Below are 18,716 nucleotides of genomic sequence, written 5' to 3' on the forward strand. Positions count from 1 at the left end.
CCAGCGTGAGCAGCGTTCATCATTTCGACTAAGGTTAAACCAGGAGTGGTTGGTAAGTTTACTTCGTAACCGTATCCACTGTAGTAGTCGTTGAACCATGCGGTAGTTTCTGGGTCTTTAACTTTTCTGTAACCTACGTAATCGGAAGGTAATGCACCCATATCACAAGCACCTTGTACGTTGTTTTGTCCTCTTAATGGGTTTACTCCTCCACCGATTTTACCTAAGTTACCGGTTAACATTGCTAAGTTAGCAGTGGACATTACGTTGTCTGCACCGTGAGAGTGTTCGGTAATACCTAAGGAGTATACAATAGCTGCGTTTTCAGCTTGTGCATATTCAATAGCTACACGTTCAATTTGTTCAGGGTCAGCTTCAGTAATTTCTGCTACTTTGTCAAGGTCGTATTTCATTGCAACTTCTTTCATTTCTTCGTAACCTTTGGTTCTGTTCTTAATGAACTCATCATCTTGTAAACCGTTTTCAATGATGATTTTAATCATACCGTTCATTAAAGCTACGTCAGTACCGGTTTTGAATTGCATGTATTCATGTGCTAATTTTGCAGTAGGGGTGAATCTTGGGTCTGCTACTACTAATTTTGCACCGTTTTTAATAGCTCTGATAATTTTACGACCGAATAATGGGTGTGCTTCCATGTTGTTAGAACCAATACAGAAGATGAAATCAGCTTCTTCAATACTGTCATAACCGTTGGTGGATGCACCGGAACCGAAGGTGGTTGCAAGACCAGCTACAGTAGGACCGTGACAGATACGTGCACAGTGGTCTACGTTTTGAGTACCACATCCAGCTCTTGCTAATTTTTGGGTTATGTAAATGTTTTCGTTAGGAGATCTAGCACATGCATAGAAACCTAATTTGTTAGGGTCAGTGTCAGCATATTTTTTAAGGGTGCTAGCTACTAAGTCTAAAGCTTCATCCCAGGAAGCTTCTCTGAATTCACCATTTTCTTTGATTAACGGAGTAGTTAATCTGTCTGGGTGGTTAATGAATTGCCATCCAAAGTTACCTTTTGGACATACTTTTCCTTCATTAACAGGGTGTCTTTTCCATGGTTCGACACCAATGATTTTTCCATCTTTGACTACAAAGTTAATACCACAACCGGTACCACAGTAAGGACAAATAGATGGTACATATTTTATCTCAACCATTTTATAATCTCCATAATAAAATCAAGGTTTTATTTTTGTTTTTGTTTACATATTGGCAAATTCAATTATTGACTAACAACTGAAATTTTAAATAATTATATATTTATTAAAACTTCTTAGATATTGTGAATTGTGTCGAGTATTGTGAATTGTGTCTTATTTTAAGCAATATAATAATTTATTAAAATCTTTTAGGATTATTGTGAATTGTGTCGAGTATTGTGAATTGTGTCTATTGTTATAATCCAATAAAAGAATTGACAATAATATTCGAAGTACATAAATAATATAATATTATATTATCATGAAATGTGAAATTTAGAACTTTAAAAAAAGATCTAAACGTGTTTTAGAAACATTTTATGTCTCTAAAAGAGTATTTGGAATTAAAATTCCTATAAGTATGATTTTCATTCAAATGAAATTTTTAAAAAAATTTCTAAAAACTTTAATAAATTATGTAAATACTTATTGATATTTGAATTAAATAGGTTTCGCTCAAATATTTCAATAAGTAAATACAAATTTAGGGATTTATAAAAATCCTTTGTGTTTGACTAATAGAATATTAGATCCAAACTGATTTTGTACATTTAGTCACGTAAGTATACGAACCAGTATGCACATGCTACAAATACTGCAGCACCAACGATGTTACCTAAGGTTACAGGTATTAAGTTGTTGATGAAGAATTGTGCCCAGGTTACTTCAGCACCTAAGAAGATACCTAATGGGATGAAGAACATGTTTGCGACACTGTGCTCAAATCCAATACATACAAACGCCATGATTGGGAACCAAATACCGAAGAATTTACCTACTACATCATCAGCTGCGTTAGCTAAGTATACTGCTAAACATACTAACCAGTTACAACCAATACCTCTAAGGAAACATTGTACCCAAGTTAAAGAAGCAGTTGATTTTCCAGCTGCCATGAAGGTAGCTCCACCTAAAGCTTTGGTGTTAGCAATGGTAATTGCACCGCCAGCGAATGCTTCAGGTACCATAATACCAGTTGCGTAAGCAAGTACGTAAGCAACAAAGAGACCACCGACTAAGTTGAAAACCCAACTTCCAACCCAGTTTTTGAGTAATCCCATAATATCAGTTTTACCATCTAAAAGACCCATAGTCATAAACATTACGTCACCAGTGAATAACTCAGATCCACAGATAACAACCATAATTAAACCTACAGGGAACACTCCCCCGAAGATCAATTTAGAAATACCTATTGGTACGCCACCAGCTACTGCACCAGTGTTTGCTACTTCTGCAAGTAATCCACCAAATGCAATGTAAGCACCTGCTAAGAAACCTAAAACAGCAAGTTTTAATATAGGCATTTCACCTTTTGCGGTAGCTGCAGATGCAATTGCTTTTGCAGTATCTGCAGGACTTTTAAAACTCATATATCTCAACCTCTTTTTTAAATTATCCCATATAATAATCAATACTCTCGAGGTTTATGTCAAACCTTACATAAAGAGAGCATTAATTATAATTATTTATCATTCATATAAAAAGACTTTGCTATTAAAATGAAAACAAAACATTTATATAGTGAGAATGTTCATTTTTACAAAAAGAAATTTGTTTCATATCGATATAAAAATATCAAAAAATTAAAAAATATTCAATTTGTTCATATTTATTTAAGAAGCATGGTAAAATAAATAATAAAAAAATAGTTTCCTTAAATGAAAAATTAATAAATTAATACTATATAAAAATATATTCATATTGATAAATCATGATAAATTAAAATACCTTAATAAAAACACTTAAAAATGTTAAAAAATCATAAAAACAGTTATTTTATGAATATAATTAAATTTCATATCATTAAAATAACATAAATAAGCAAATACCTTACGAACATAAAAAACATATCAATGGGAATAACGCATTAAAAAAACCTTAGAATCATTTGAATAAATACAAACAGTTAACCCGATTAAATTATTTATTTGGCTAAAATAAAGGAAAATACCTCAACATGAAAGCTATTTATAAAACGATAGAAAAAATTTTAAAAAAATAATTTTTGTTGAATGAGACCTTATCCCCAAAATCATGACAAATCATGATAAATCATGATAAATTATGAAAAATTATGATGATATAACCTAATAAATAGCAATGAATCATTAACAATGATATTTAGAAAAATATAAAGAAAAAATTAAGAAAGAATACAGTGAAAAGAGAAAGAAAATATTAAGAAAGATTAGAAGAAGATTATTAGAAATTTTTAAATTTACTTAATCATCAATGACTTCATAATATGCTCCCTCTGCACATGGTATGCATACTGGCTTTCCACCACGATTCAAGTGACGGCCATCAGTGATCTTCTCACCGCAAACTGAACAGAATACACTGGTATGTGGCTTACCTGGCATTTGGGAAGGATTCAATTCAACATGAACTTTTTCAACTTTGAATAATTCCTCAGCAGGAGTTCTTTTAAACCTTTCAATCATTTCATCTTTGGTTTCTTTTATTTTTTCTTGCTTGTTGGCATCTGCATCGGAAACCCTAATTGCTTCACCAGTATCCATATTATAGAAAGTTACAGCAAACTTGCCGTAATACATTTGCTTTAGGGACCTTTTCCCCATAGTGCATTTGGTGACGGATTGAACTGCATCCGCCATACATCTATCAATTTCTAAAAATACAATCAGGTTCTTATGACGCTTGTTTAATTCAAAGCCCATCAATTCCATACCATACATTGCAAGCTTAGTTCCAATGGCTATTCCTCCGCAGATTTCTCCATGAAATTCCCCTGCTTTAGCCAATTGTTCCTCATAGTCTTCTACACTTACCATATTAACACCCTTTATAAAAATCATAGAAAATTAGAAAAAAAATTGAAAAATAAAAAAATGGAATCCAATCTATTGGAAATGAAAAATTAAAAAAAAGAAAAAAGAAAAATTAGTAGGCTTATTCTAAAACAGTATGCCTATTTTTCAAGTCCTCTTCAGTTTTTCCCATAGCTTCCATCAATTCAGAAACCAAACCGTCAAGGAAAACCAATGAAGTCAATTCAAAAGCAGTCCCAAGAGGAGTCAAGGAAGTGTAATTTCCTTTGATTTGTCTTTTAAGGTAGTTTTCATCATCCACTTCAACTTTTGTTCTACCTTTTACATGAATGATTCCATCTGCCAATTGGCCTAAACTGCTTTCTGGATAAGAGGTCAATGCCAATACTTTTGCACCTCTTTTTTTAGAAATCTTAGCAGCGGTTACGATAGTGTTGGTCTCACCAGAACCGGAAATAGCTAAAATGCAATCTCCTGCATTGATAGCCGGGGAAATGGTTTCACCTACAACATAGGAACTTAAGCCTAAGTGCATCAATCTCATTGCAAATGCTTTAGCTGCAAGCCCGGATCTACCTGCACCAGTTACAAAGATGTTGTCTGCAGTTGTAATAATTTCAATAAAATTTTCTATATCCTCTTCAACTAAATACTCTTCTGCATCACGAATATTGTCTAAAATTGCCTCGATTGCTGATAACATAAACTCCATTTAAATCTCTACCTAAACTTAATACATAATTTCAATAATTATTTAACTCAAAAAGCATATGAAAACTAATTAAAAAAACAAAAATTTACTTGATAAATATTTTGAAATTAGATAATAATATTATATTCATTAAGATATTTAAAATTAATCAGTGCCCCAAAATCAAAAAGTTTTTTTAATATTTTCAATAAAAGAAAATATATATTTTCAAAACAAAAATGGGGTTTAGAGGGATTGAATGCCAAATCGCGAAAATCAAAATCAGGATGGCTTTAACAATAATGAAAAGAACATCATTAGACCTGAGATTGGAATTGAAATAGATGGGATATCCTTAAATTACAAGTTCTTTGAAACCTTGGAATCATTGTCAAAAACATATTCCCAAAGAAAGACTGCAAAGGAATTGAAAGTGTCTCACTCCGTGCTTAACAGAAGAATCAAAAACGCAGAAGACAAGCTTGGTGAGAAACTGGTCATTACCGTAGGTTCCGGTTCAGAATTGAGCGAAAAGGGATATGAACTCTTGGACCTTTACTACAAATACAAAAACCGATTGGAAGATAGAGAAGAGATCATAATCGCTGGAGGGCACATCATTACAGGCCTTCTACAGGCAATCAGCTATGACTTGCCATTTAAGACATTGATTTACAGCAGTGATGATGAAAGTGCATATGAACTTGCAAAAAAGGATTTAGTAGACATTTTAGCATTAGACGACCCTTTACTCGCTTTTGAAAATGACTTGAACTTTACAGCTATCGCTTATGACCATCTAGTACTGATTTCCCCAAACCATGGAAAAACAATTGAAAAGATAGAAGATTTGGAAGGCTTGAAATTCATTGGAGTTAAAGGAAGTGCCCAAAGGTTAGCATGGAGCACCTTAAGACAGGAAAACATTAATTTTACAATAGATAGGGAAGTGAAATCACAATTTGATGCATTCAAGATTGTTAGAAACTCTGATGAATACTATACTTTCTTAAACGCAAGCTATTTCAACGGAAATGAAATCCTAAAAAATGAAACCCGCCACGTAATAAGTTTGGTTCAAATAAATGATACAAAAGATGACATTTATAATTTGATTGAATATTTACTTTTTGATGGGCAAATAAAAATAGGAGAACAAGGATTTATTCCTATGAAACCTTGGAAAACTAGATAACTATTAAATAAAAATAATAGAAAAAATATAGAAAATAGAATAAAAAGCTAAATAAAAAAAGAAAATAAGTTTCATTAAATGAAACTTAATACCCACTTATTTTATTAAATCAGAATCAGATTGATCTAACCATTGATTTACTATTTTTACAGCACAATAGTTACCGCACATTGTACAGGTGTCCTCCTCTTCAGGAGGTCTTTCATCTCTTTTTGCACGTGCAGCTTCTGGGAACATTGCACATTCGTATTGAGCTTCCCAATCTAATCTTTTTCTTGCTTCAGCCATAGCCAAGTCTTGAGAACCATCGATTTGACCGCTAGCCAAGTCACCTGCATATGCACCGATTCTAGTTGCAATTACACCTTCTTTTACATCTTCAGGGGATGGTAAAGCCAAGTGTTCTGCAGGAGTTACATAACAGATGAAGTCTGCTCCAGCTTTTGCAGAAGATGCTGCACCAATAGCGGATACGATATGGTCGTAACCAGGCGCCACATCACATACAATAGGTCCTAACATATAGAAAGGAGCATTGGAACACATTTTCTTTTGAATCATTACATTGGTTGGAATTTCATTGATTGGTATGTGGCCTGGCCCTTCAATCATACATTGCACACCAGCATCACGGGATCTGTCAATCAATTCTCCTAAAATAATCAATTCTTGAATTTGAGCCCTATCGGTTGAATCAGCAATGGAACCTGCTCTCATACCATTTGCAAGGGAAAGAACCACATCATGTTCCTTTGCAATTTCCAATACATAATCAAAGTTAGAGTATAATGGATTTTCCTTTTCATTTTCTACAATCCAACCGGACATGAATGATCCTCCACGGGATACGAGTCCAGTTACACGGCCTTGTCTTTTAAGTCTTGTCAATGTTTCAATATTGATACTGCTGTGAACAGCCATGAAGTCAATACCGTCTTTTGCTTGCTTTTCAATGGTATTGAATAAGTCATCTTCATCCATGTAAATTACAGAACCATGCTCTCTAATGCTTTCAATTGCTGCTTGGTATACAGGTACTGAACCTACAGGAAGTGGGGACATGTCTAAAACTCTGTTTCTTATTACATCCAAGTCTCCACCAATACTCAATTCCATCAAACAGTCAGCACCATGATCAATTGCAATTTGTGCTTTCAATACTTCTTCATCAAAGTTTACGATATCTGTAGAGGTTCCTACAGTTGCATTTACTTTTGTTCTAAGTCCTGCACCGATACCGGATGCTTCAATATCCCTGTTTACATTAGATGGGATTACAATGGTACCGTTTGCAACAGACCTTAAGATAAAATCTTCGCTAACTCCTTCAATTTTAGCGACATGTTTCATTTCTTCTGTTAATATTCCTTTTTTTGCATCACTTATTTGTGTCATTAATAGATCTCCCCATATTTTGATTATGCTAGATTATTATAAAATCAATTTCTTTAGAATCCTTTATTTCTTTAAATTATGTTGAGGAATCGTTTAATTTAAATTCAAATATATTTTATTAAAGTAAAGTTAAATTTAATTCTATTTTGCTTGATTTTATAATTTTATTTAATGTATTTCATCTAATATAAACATATCTATTTAATCTGTCCTTTATTTGCAAAATAAATCATTTATAAGCCTTTTTTATCAAATACCTTTGATATATATCAAATGTATTTTATTAAATTTTAAGTGTTTTAAAAATAGGTTATGAAAATTAAAAAATTAAAAAAAGATATGCGAAAGAAAATAAATGAAATTAAAGATCGAAGATATATGAAAAAATTGAAAAAATAAAAAATAGAATTTAATATAATAAAAAAAGAAAGATAAAAAAAGTAAAAAGAATGATAGATTATTTATAAAATTCAACCATTCTATTGTATGCTTCATCAAAAGTAGGCATATTTGTTTGGCACCCTTGCTTTTCAACAACAAATGATGAAACAGATGAAGCGAATTTCGCAGCTTCCTCTAATGAAGCACCATAAATAAGCCTGGAAACAAATCCTGCCTTATATGAGTCTCCTGCACCAGTAGGATCTACAGCTGGCCTGTAAATAGATTTGACTTCTATTTTGCCCTCATCCTCACTGTAGATAATGCTTCCTTCTGAACCGCAAGTCTTCAAGACAATCTCTGGACCAAAATCCATCAATCCATTAATGTCTACATTTAAGGACTCTTGAATTCTTTTGATTTCATGATGGTTTCCAAATAGAATATTTACATTGGAGATAACTTCCTTTAATTTTTTAGGACTGTACAATCCAAGGTCTTGACCTGGATCAAAGGAAACCAGTCTTTCCTCTTCCTTAGCAACAATTCCTGCCTTGCAATTGAAGTGAGGGTCACCTGTTGCCAAATGAACTGCCTTGAACTGCCTTATCTTTTCCCTTGGAACATCACTGTCATGGAACTCTTTGCCCGCACCCATGTAGAAGTAACTGATCTGGTCCTGATTATTGTTTGTCATGACAAATGCTGTCGGAGTGCTTTCCTCTTCTGAGATGATTAATGCTTCAGTGTCAACACCTAATTTTTGCATATTCTTGTGATAAGGGGAATCAATGAATTCACATCCTACAGCAGAGATCAAACCGGTTTTCATTCCCAAAGTTGCACCAATCATAGCGCCATTAGCTGCAGCACCGCCATTCAAGTTTTTCATTGTTTTCATAGGTGCAGAATGATTGGCCTCGGGAAACTCATCAACTGTGATGATATAATCCAATGCAGTATGTCCCACTGCTAATAAATCTTTTTTTACACTCAAATAAATACAACCCTTTACTCTTGTTTTAACTGTTTAAACCGTAACTGTTAGTAAAAAAATCACTGAAAAAAGCATTAAAAACTTAATCAATGAATTTTTTAGATAAAATAAGATTAAATAGAATTATTTTTTAAAAAATAATGCCAATTATCATCTTATTAATGAATTAAATAATATTTACTGATTTAAATTTAGAAAAAATTCAATCATAAAATATTATTGAATTGAAAAATTTTTTTCTAAAATTAGTACAATATTATTTTAGACTTCCCAATATTTAATGATTTTTATTAACATATGTTATGTAAAATTTTTCGATAGAATCGAAACAAAAAAATCATCAACATTCAAGTAATGAATATTTTATTTTTATAATAATTTTAACTTGCGATAGCATTTGAAAACTAATATTTTGATTAAAAATTTTTCTGATTTTGAAATGTATTTAACTATTTAAAAATATTTTAAGAAACTGTTTAATAAAAAAAATTTATTAATGGAAAATTACAATATAATAATTATATAGATAAATTTATTGAATTTTCTTAAATTTAATCTAGATAAAAATCAGTTTAGCTGTTTTAAAAAACACAATGGTTAAATTGAAATGTGATCAAATTATGAAAAATAATCGATTGTCTGATGTATTATGATAATATATTGGATAGTTGATAGCGGATGGTGGTTTTTATTTCCGAAGAAGAAATTGAAACTTTAAAAGAAAGATTAGCTAAGAAAGATGACAAACTTAAAAATCAGGCAAGCGAATTGAATCATTTAACAAATGAGGTCATTCCTGAATTGAAAAAGCAGAACAAGGAACTAAAGATAGTTAAAAAGGAACTTACTGAAGCATTGGAAACAAGCACAAAAAAATATTTTGATCAATTGGAAATCAATGCGGATTTAAGTGAAAGCGTTGCTAAAAAAGGTGCTGGCCTTCAATTAGCTAAAGTCAGATTGGAAGAAATTGAAAAGCTAGTGGTTGAACTTGAAGCAAAAGCTAATGAAAAAGAAGCGGAAATTGCCGCTACAGAAGACTTGTCTGATGAGGAAAAATCAATAGTTGACAAACTAAACAATAAGGTCAATAAATTGAACAAAGAATTGGAAGCGAAAGACAGAGTTATTGACAATAAGGAAAAGGAAATCGTAAGAAAACAAAACCAGTTAAAAGACAAAAACTCTGAAATAGCTGACTTGAAAGAAAATCTAATTCCTAAACTCAAAGCTGAAACTGCTGAAATCAACGCTAAAATGAAAGCTAGAGAAGCAGAATTTGAAGCAGAAAATGCAGGAATTGGAGGAACAATCGCTAAGTTAGAAGCGGAAATTAAAGACCTCAACGAAAAATTAGATAACAAACAGAGAGATTACAATAAGTTAAGCACTGCAATGAATGCTAAAGACAAAACCATTAACTCTCTTAAAAACAAAAACCAACAATTATCTGAACAGCTTAAAGAGCAAGACAACAAAGGATTCTTTAGCAAAATCAGAGGCAGATAATTGTATTAGATTAATTAATTTTTATTAATTAATCACTTTTTTTCTTTTTTTATAAATTTTATTTACAACACTATTTTTTTAGAATAATTATTTTTTTTAGATAAAATTCTATTTTTAAAAATAAAGTTTGAATATAATCAAACGAATAAGCCTCGGATTATTTTAGAAATAATGAAAAAATGAGAAAAAATAAAAAAATAGTGAATAGTTAGAGTAGGAAATTACTCCCAACTATTAATAAAAATTTTGGTTCAGGTTTTGCGCCCCGTAGGGGCGGAAAAGCTGGGCTAAGCTTCTTGTCTTAACCTTTTAACTACAAAGTCCTTATCTAAAGAGAGTAAGAATGAAGCTGCTCTTGGCCCTTGTTTTTGACCGAGAATCATTTTGTAAATAGCTTGGAACGCTTTTTGTGGTTTTAATCCATGGCGTTCTAAAACTTCATACATAGCATCATGCAATTCTTCAGCAGATGAGAACTCTTTTTCTTCCATTAAATCAGCAAGGTCTTTCAAGAATGCAATTTGATCATCTGGAAGAGGCAATTTTGGAATGGAATCGTATTGGACTTGGAACTTGACGAATTTAGGAGCATATTTGTCTAACCAAGCCACTACATTATCCACTCTTTCATCATATTGAGCCAATTCAAGTTCAGTTAAGTCACAGAAGTCCTTATCCTTAAAGCTTTTAGTCAATTGTGAATTCTTTTTCAAAATGCCAAAGATCTTTTCAAGGTCTTTTTCTCCAACAATTTGATAAGCATTTACCAAGAATCTGAAAGGAGGTCTGAATGGCAATGGAGCATCAGCCTTGATTTGAGCATTTTTATAGATGCTTTTGAATTTTCTTCCTTCTTTTTCAGATGGAGCTTCCTCTTCATCGTAGAATACCCTTTCAACCTTATCAAAGGTGTCCATAAAGTCTAACCATGGCATTTTTGGAGAGAAGTCTTTGGATTTCATTGGTTTGCTTCTGAATAAGTAATAGTTAAGACTTTCTGCAGGTCCGATTTCCAACCATTGTTCTGGAGTGAAGAATACACCATGAGATTTACTCATTGCTTCACCATCTAATGTAATCCATTCGTATGGAACTGGATATGGTGCTGGGTAATCAAAGATCTCTTCAGAGATTACGCTACTTACATCGTAAGATCCACCAGCTGCTGCATGGTCTTTTCCGAATGGTTCACAAGTGGTTCCGAAGATTTTCCATCTTGCTGCCCATTCAACTCTCCAAGTAAGTTTACCGTTACCTGATTTAATGTCCATTTCACCATCGTGACCGCATTCACATCTGTATTTTATAATGTCTCCATCGAAGTCATATGCTTCAGTGGTGTTTACTCTTCCACATTTTTCACAGATTGGGTTGTAAGGCAACCAGTGGTCTGCGAGTGGCTCTCTTCTGTATTGGTCAAAAATGGCTTTGATTTCATTGTGCTTTTCAAGGGATATTCTGATTGATTCAAGATAAGATCCATCCTTATACATCTCAAAACCAGATTTAGGGGTAATTTCAATACCATAAGCATCAAGAACTTTGAATAAAGGTTTTTCAAAGTGTTCTACAAAGTTTTTACAGCATCCTTCAGGACATGGAATCATAGAGTAGGGCATACCAAGGTATTGATCATAAGATTCAGGAAGTGGGAAAGGAACTTTTCTAAGTGGGTCGTGGTCATCTGCAATCCAGATGGTTTCAGCATCATTTCCCAATTCACGCAATGCTTTTCCAATAGCATTTGCAATGAACACGTCACAAGAATTTCCAATATGTATAGAACCTGATATAGATGTACCACTTGCTATGACATGTTTTTCTACATCCATTTCATTTAATTCATCAGCGATTCTTTCAATCCAATGTTTCATTGTTTCACCATAATAATTATAAAAGCTGCTTTCAATTAAATGCGTTTAATATTCCAAACTATATATGAAAGCAATAATGAAGTAATAAATTAATATGAATTTGATACTATTTTGATAATATTTTGATAACAAATATCCAATATAAATATCTTAATAATTTATTATATTATATATTTTTATTATCATCTTATAAAAAATTAATTACGAAAATTTGAAATTAAACAAAAAATTCAGATAAAAATTATAATAAAAATAGATTTGGAAAATTTTTTAAAAATTTATAGAAATTTTATAAAAATAGCCGTTAAAGGATGTAAATAGGATTCTAAAAAAAGAACCCTATTAAGTGGAAAATAGAGTCAAGCTCTATATAAAAATAAATTTAAGAAAAATAGGCAAAAAACAATGCCTATGAAATTAATTAATAAATTAAATTTAACTTCGAGATCAATCAACAATAAATCAACAAATAAAGTAGATTGAACTTATTGTTCAAATCTACGTCTGTCGATTAATTCTTGACGTTTACCTGCGTTCCAACCACCGTTTGCAGATTTAGCGTGACCTACTTGTTGTACGTAACCAGTAATTCTGTCATACCATTCTACATCAGCAGTTTCACCACAGGAAGGACATTTGTTGCTTAATCCTTTCATTAAGGTTTTACAGTTTAAGCAGAAACTGAATGCTGAACTGTAAGCCCAGAAACCAATGTCAGATTTTCTTGCAATCTTATTGGTTAAGCTCATTAATGCATCAGGATCAGAGTATGATTCACCCATGAATGCATGGAAGATGTGTCCACCAGGAGTTAAGCTGTGGTATTTACCTTCGATTTTGACTTTGTCAGCAAAGGAAATGTCACTGTTTACAGGTACATGTGAGGAGTTAGTGTAGTAGTTAGCTCCATTGTCACCTTGTAAGATTGCTTTATCTCCGAATTGCTCTTTGTCTAAGGTTGCAAATCTGTATGCAGTGGATTCTGCAGGAGTTTGCAATACAGACCATCTGAGTCCAGTTTCTTCTTGTAAGGATTTAGCTCTTGCATTGATGTATTCTAAACATTTGATACCGAATTTGTTTGCATCTGGGTTTTCGATACCTTCACCGAATAATGCAAGCAACATTTCATTAAGACCACAGAAACCAAAGGATAAAGTAGCGTTTTGAATTCTGTAATAGGTTTCACCATCAACTTTTTGATCTAAGAATGGTAAGATATCAAAGTTGTTTAAACAGTTAAGACCTTGGTTTCTTCTAATCATCAAGGTTTCAACAGCTAAATCCATGTAGTTGTCTAAGTATTCGAATACATCGTTTTCATCTCTTGATTGGTATCCAATTCTTGGTAAGTTTAAAGTTACGTAAGCTAAGTTACCGGTTCTTAAACAGTCTTGTTCCCAGTCACCGGTCCAGGTGTCTTGGAGACAGGTTCTGCAACCCATATAGTTAGCCATTTGACCTCTGTATTTAGGTAACATGTTTACGAAGTATGATGAACCGTATTTTGCAGAAAGTTCGTGAACTAAACGTAAATCATCATCATAGTCACCTTTTAAGGTCTCTTCACGTAAAGTGTAAATTGTATTTGGGAATAAGTGAGGTTTACCTTCGGAATCTCCTTCAAGCAAGATTTCAGTGAATGCTCTTTGGATCATTCTGGTTTCATCTTCAAAGTCAGCGTAAGTTCCTACAACTTGACCTTTTGGACCATATGCAGTAACATCTTGCAAGAATTTTGGAACTCCGAATTCTAATTGCATACTTGTAAATGGAACTTGGGAACCTCTTGCTGCATAAGCCATGTTCAAGTTGTAAACTAACATTTGAATAGCTTGTTTTACTTCATCATAGCTTCTGCCGGTTGCAAATGGTGCAACAAATACGTTCCAAAGGGACATAGCTTGTCCACCAGACATGTTTTGCTGTGCTGCTAACATGATTTCCCCAGTATGGTTCATCAAGGTTTCCATGTGGGAAGGAGGTGCAGCAACTGAAGTGTGATCTCCAGTACCGTCTACTTTAAGACCATGTTTGATGAATGCTCTTATATCGTGTTGAAGACAGTTTAATGGTCTTCCAGCAAAGAATTCCAAGTCGTGAATGTGAATGTCACCAGACATGTGTGCATCAGCTAAATGAGCTGGCAACATGTGTAAGAGAGCATATTGCTTTAATGCTTCATCAGCAACATACTTGTGAATGGATTCAGGGTTATGCATCATGTTTGCATTGTCTCTTGAACCGTTTTCAATTAAGGAAGTGATGTTGTAAACAGGAATACCTAAACGAGTGTATCTGCTTCTTAAATCTTCTAATCCGTATTCTACAAGTTTTGTGTTTACGATTTCCCTAATCATAGGAGCGGTAAGGTATTCGACATTGAGCTTTTTGAGTTCTTTCCAAACTTCAGTAGCAATTTCAAAAGCGGTTTCTTGGGAAGCACCAGTTTCTTCAACTAAGGTACTTGCAATCTTTGCCATGTCGAATGCTTCAATCTTATCTCTTGAAGAACGTACTTTTAAAGTAGTTTTTGCTAAGTATTTGTTAGCAGCTTCAGAATCAACTTCTTCCAAACATTCGTAAACAATCTTTTTGATCTCTTTAGTGCTGATTCCATCGTATAGGTTTTCAACAACAGTTGAAACAATTCTTTCAGATTCAAAGTATGGAGCATCAACCATAACTAAAGACTTTAACAATTTCTCATAACTGAAAGCTTCACAAACACCGTTGTTTTTCTTAACGGTGATTTTAGCTCTTCTAATATCGTTTTCTACATTATCGACTTTTTCCACTTTAACACCTTCATTTAAAATAAAATCAAATAATAAATAATTAATTTAATAATTATGTAATCATGAAAATTTAGATAAAACTTTCAAAGTGATTACTAATAATTATGTACTTACATGTATAATATCCGTTTGAAATTATACGAAAGTTTGTAACTATACAAAAAGTTAGTTACTTCACGAAATAATATATGTGATAAGATGTATATAAATCATTCGTTTTGATACGAACAAAATATATTGCAACAATTGTGATGATGGAGAATACTTAAAACAAATAAAAAGAAAATACTTAAAAAATTAAAAAATTAAGGGATTAACCCTAATACTATCCTTAATCAATGAAATAACAATCCAATATAATCCATTACCCAATTGTGAATCAATTAAGCAATTATTTTCCAAAGAACACATCCAATGAACTTTGCTTGGATTTATCACTTTCAAATAATGAATTGATACCAAATTCTTGAATTTCCAATCTTTGCTCAAGGTAGTGAGATACAGGATATCTGTTTACAAGGTTCTGTGAAATTTCAAGATACTTGACTACAGATCCCTTGGATACGCTTAAAATCAGGTCTCCACCACATTTGCATTTACCTGTAAGCGGCATTCTCCTATATTTAGCACCGCATTTAGGGCATCTTACCTTCTGCTTGGAGAAAGCTCTTGAATTTCCCATAATGTCCGGCAAGAAGTGAGAAGACAATACTCCCTCTACAACTCCCCTTTGGTCAACTGCCCTGATAAGTTCAGCCAAATTGATTTGAGCTTCCACCTTCTCCTTCATGGATCCTAAACGTTTGTATAAGCAAACTTTTGGACCTGCATGAATGCTTGAAGTGTGGTGGGAGAACATCAAGTCATGATACTGCCTGTCAGTACCTAAATGCTTAGCAACATTATCCACCAAATCCAACATGTCTGCAGGTTTTAAAGGTTCTTGAGACCTTTCAAAGAATTCAAGTGGGAATCTTTCAAAGATATCCAGGTTATGGGATTCATCATCTATCTCCTCAGGGTCTATACGGGTGGATAAAACCAAAGGAGCATCCATACTTCCTCCACGAGTGCTTGGCAAGTAGGATTTTGAGAAATTGATCAATGCATCAAGCAACAATAGGACAGAATCTTCGTCACTGTCACAGTTTCTCCTTTTTGCAGAATGGAAATAAGGGTGTGCGTAACATCCTAATGCCTTGGTGAATCCAACGATACGGCCCAATACTCCTGCAGATGTGTGGGGAGCAAGACCTGCAATAAGATGTCCAATCAAGTCATATTTGTCCTTTACATTATAGAATCTTTCCATTCCATAATATCTCTCAAGCAAATCATCAACGAAATTAGCTACACCTACCAAATACTCACCGCAATTATCGGAAACTACAATATCCTGAACCTTAAGTTCAATGATTTGGTCTTCGCTGACAATGTCTTCGCCATAGCAGTCCTTAGTATATCCCATTTCCAATAATTTTGGAACGGTTACTCCAATTTCCTTTGGAATGAAGTGAGTTAACGGCAAGTCAGTGGAGTCATGACGGATAGTTCCTTCCTTAAATGTGAACACCCCGTTTTTAGCCCTCAATATACCTTTTTCCAAAGGTTCTGGAAGCTTATCTTCAGAGATTAAACCTATAACCCCCTTGACTTCATCAACTTTACGAACCCCTACATTATTGGAAGCCTTTGAAAGCATATGGGCTAAATTGATATCCTTTTGACCGGACTTACCGATAACAGTAGGAGAACCACAGTGTGGGCAAATAGCTTGGAATGAACTTAATCTGCAATCCGGATTGGTACATTCTCTTCTTGCGAATTCAACTTTGATCTTTTTCTTCTTGGCAGCTTCTGCAACCAAACGTCTGTTTCCACCATTGTTTCCAATAGGGAAAAGCACATGAGGAGCCGGTCTCATCAATCTTTCTTTTGATTTTTCAGGACGGCCAACCCTTGTACCGATATAGCATGGAGCCTTATCCTTTATCTCGAAATCTATATTCTCATTGATGATGTCTACGACTTTCATCTTGTAATACTCATCATCGAGATACTTTGAATAATCTCCATTTATAGTCTTTAGTAAGCTAAAGCCATGATTTTTGTCAATTATTACTTTCCCATCCTTAAGCTTATGGCATAATCCCATAACTTCCAAGATTCTCTTTTGATAGGATAAGTCAAGTTCTAGATCCTCTCCATTTAGATATCCATTTTCCAAATAGTCCCTTCTTGTATCTAACCATTGGCTTAAGTCAACTAAATCCTTAATGGAGATATCATTGTAATAATAAGTGTATTCTGGATGCAAAGGCACATTAAACTCTTCAGTGATCTTAAAGGCCTCTTCAACTGTGAATTTCTTGGTTTGCAATGAATTTAAATCGAATGCCTCTTTTTCCTCATCGGTGAATGATTGGTATTTTTCTGAATTCCTTATTGTTTCAATCCACCATTCCTCACACCAACAAGCGCCTAACATTGGCTGGTTATTCCTTAGGAATTCACCAAATGCAACAAGCATGTCTCCAAGGAAAAGAATCTCAACAACTTTTCCCTTAACCTTTCTTGCATCCTCAATTGAATCCAATCTGCGGACTTCACCAGACTTCAGTTTTACAGTTGGACCTTCAATGGAATCTACAGGAACTACACAGTTACCTTTTCCAGGCCTTTCAATTTTGAGCTGTGTTCCAACTGCCAGGAATTCCAATAGCTCCATTGTTGCAGGGTGAACACCCATAGTTGCAAGACCAGTGTTTCTTGAACGGCCATATCTGAGTCTGAATCCGCCTTTTTCAGAAGGATAACCTAAAACAGGCCTTCCACCAATGATATCATGAGCATACTTGGAATGTTCAAAGAGTTCATCCTTATCAATGATATTGTCATCAATTTCCTCGACAACTTCTTCACCCTCGGATGGGGAACTTTCTTCTTCCTTAGATGAACCTACACCTTTAGCATATTCGGCTAAAAATGCCCAACTGTCCAATTTAAGGGTGTGAGCATATTTTAAGATCTTTTTGGATTTCTGAATAACACCTTCAACCATCGCAAGAAGAGCACCACCTCTAATGTTATTGGTTTCTACACGAGGCAAGTCTCTGTGAGACACTTCAACTTGGTCTGTTGGCTCACCGCTGACTTCAACTGGAATGCTTCTTGCAGCTAATCTAACCTCTTCAGGGGTTGGAGAGTATTGCAAGTTAGTAACTTCTGATTCGTAAAGCTCAACTTCTTCCACATATCTTTCAATCTCATCATCAGTAGGCTTATAAATGTCAAGACCGGTAGCTACACGTATCTTATCGCCTAAAAGAACGGATAATGCAGCTGCAGTACCTCCTGCACTACGGATAGGACCTGCGAAGTATACCGCAACATACTTGCTTCCATCAGAATTGCTTTTGATCTTTACTCCAGAAATACCTTCCAAAGGAGCTGCTACAACCCCTTCTGTTAAAATAGCTAAAGCTGTTCTGAGTCCTTGGTCTGCAAAAGCCTGTTTTTCAGCCTCTAACTTAGCACCGGTTTCTTTTGATTCCTGAGATGCGATTTCAGCAGCAATTTCAAATGCCACCTCTTCCCTAGACATATCCTTTTCTAATTCTTTGATACGCTTTGCAATGCCTTTAGGACCTACAAGCCCTTCCACTCTCTCTGCTAAGTCCTTTGCCAATGGAATTTCAGTCTCTAACTGAACATCAAACCCTTTTGATCTTGCCTCATTAGCTATCTCATAGAGCTTGAGAGTTTCACTTTCCAATCTTTCAAAATAATCCATTCCAGCATCCATTATAATCACTGATAAATAAAAATAATAATCTACAAAAATTTTACAAAAATTTGATT

11 protein-coding genes are annotated in these 18,716 nt (G+C 33.9%); 2 read left to right on the forward strand and 9 right to left on the reverse strand.

All coding sequences use genetic code 11. From position 1 onward, the window contains the following. From Q0409_RS07875 to hxlB, 4 genes are all read right to left on the reverse strand, one after another. Positions 1-1,178 (reverse strand): molybdopterin oxidoreductase family protein (locus Q0409_RS07875; RefSeq protein WP_298536763.1); only part of this gene is annotated, 1,178 nt, incomplete at its 3' end. Between the two features lie 593 nt (positions 1,179-1,771). After that, entirely contained in the window at positions 1,772-2,593 is an 822-nt protein-coding gene (locus Q0409_RS07880; RefSeq protein WP_298536766.1) for a formate/nitrite transporter family protein, read from the reverse strand. Between the two features lie 852 nt (positions 2,594-3,445). Further along, a complete protein-coding gene (locus Q0409_RS07885) occupies positions 3,446-4,018 on the reverse strand; it encodes an FmdE family protein (protein WP_298536769.1) in 573 nt (190 codons plus the stop codon). A gap of 118 nt (positions 4,019-4,136) precedes the next feature. After that, positions 4,137-4,727: a 6-phospho-3-hexuloisomerase gene (gene hxlB, locus Q0409_RS07890; RefSeq protein ID WP_298536772.1), complete on the reverse strand. Its 591-nt coding sequence runs from the start codon at positions 4,725-4,727 to the stop codon at positions 4,137-4,139. 238 nt (positions 4,728-4,965) lie between these two features. On the opposite strand from hxlB, the gene Q0409_RS07895 reads away from it, so the two are divergent. Next, positions 4,966-5,901, forward strand: a complete 936-nt coding sequence (locus Q0409_RS07895) for a LysR family transcriptional regulator (RefSeq protein ID WP_298536775.1) — start codon at positions 4,966-4,968, stop codon at positions 5,899-5,901. A 96-nt stretch (positions 5,902-5,997) separates the two neighbouring features. On the opposite strand, the gene thiC is transcribed toward Q0409_RS07895, so the two are convergent. After that, entirely contained in the window at positions 5,998-7,296 is a 1,299-nt protein-coding gene (gene thiC / locus Q0409_RS07900) for a phosphomethylpyrimidine synthase (protein ID WP_298536777.1), read from the reverse strand. Between the two features lie 457 nt (positions 7,297-7,753). Continuing rightward, the gene (locus tag Q0409_RS07905; RefSeq protein ID WP_292787602.1) at positions 7,754-8,674 is read right to left on the reverse strand and encodes a carbohydrate kinase family protein; all 921 of its coding nucleotides are present in this window, start codon (positions 8,672-8,674) and stop codon (positions 7,754-7,756) included. Positions 8,675-9,352: 678 nt separating this feature from the next. Between Q0409_RS07905 and Q0409_RS07910 the strand changes: the two genes are divergently transcribed. After that, entirely contained in the window at positions 9,353-10,183 is an 831-nt protein-coding gene (locus Q0409_RS07910) for an acyltransferase (RefSeq protein ID WP_298536779.1), read from the forward strand. 287 nt (positions 10,184-10,470) lie between these two features. Here Q0409_RS07910 and lysS read toward each other — a convergent pair whose 3' ends face one another. The 3 genes from lysS to polC all read right to left on the reverse strand — a co-directional run bounded on the left by lysS (position 10,471) and on the right by polC (position 18,660). After that, on the reverse strand, positions 10,471-12,057 hold the full coding sequence (lysS, locus tag Q0409_RS07915) for a lysine--tRNA ligase (protein WP_298536781.1): 1,587 nt from the start codon (positions 12,055-12,057) through the stop codon (positions 10,471-10,473). 485 nt (positions 12,058-12,542) lie between these two features. Then, positions 12,543-14,855: an anaerobic ribonucleoside-triphosphate reductase gene (gene nrdD, locus Q0409_RS07920; protein ID WP_298536783.1), complete on the reverse strand. Its 2,313-nt coding sequence runs from the start codon at positions 14,853-14,855 to the stop codon at positions 12,543-12,545. Between the two features lie 391 nt (positions 14,856-15,246). Continuing rightward, positions 15,247-18,660 carry a DNA polymerase II large subunit gene (gene polC, locus Q0409_RS07925; RefSeq protein WP_298536786.1) on the reverse strand — a complete coding sequence of 1,138 codons (3,414 nt, stop codon included), beginning with the start codon at positions 18,658-18,660 and terminating at the stop codon, positions 15,247-15,249. Positions 18,661-18,716 lie beyond the last annotated feature (56 nt).

It is taken from the genome of uncultured Methanobrevibacter sp. (assembly GCF_937898925.1).
Lineage (GTDB): Archaea > Methanobacteriota > Methanobacteria > Methanobacteriales > Methanobacteriaceae > Methanobrevibacter.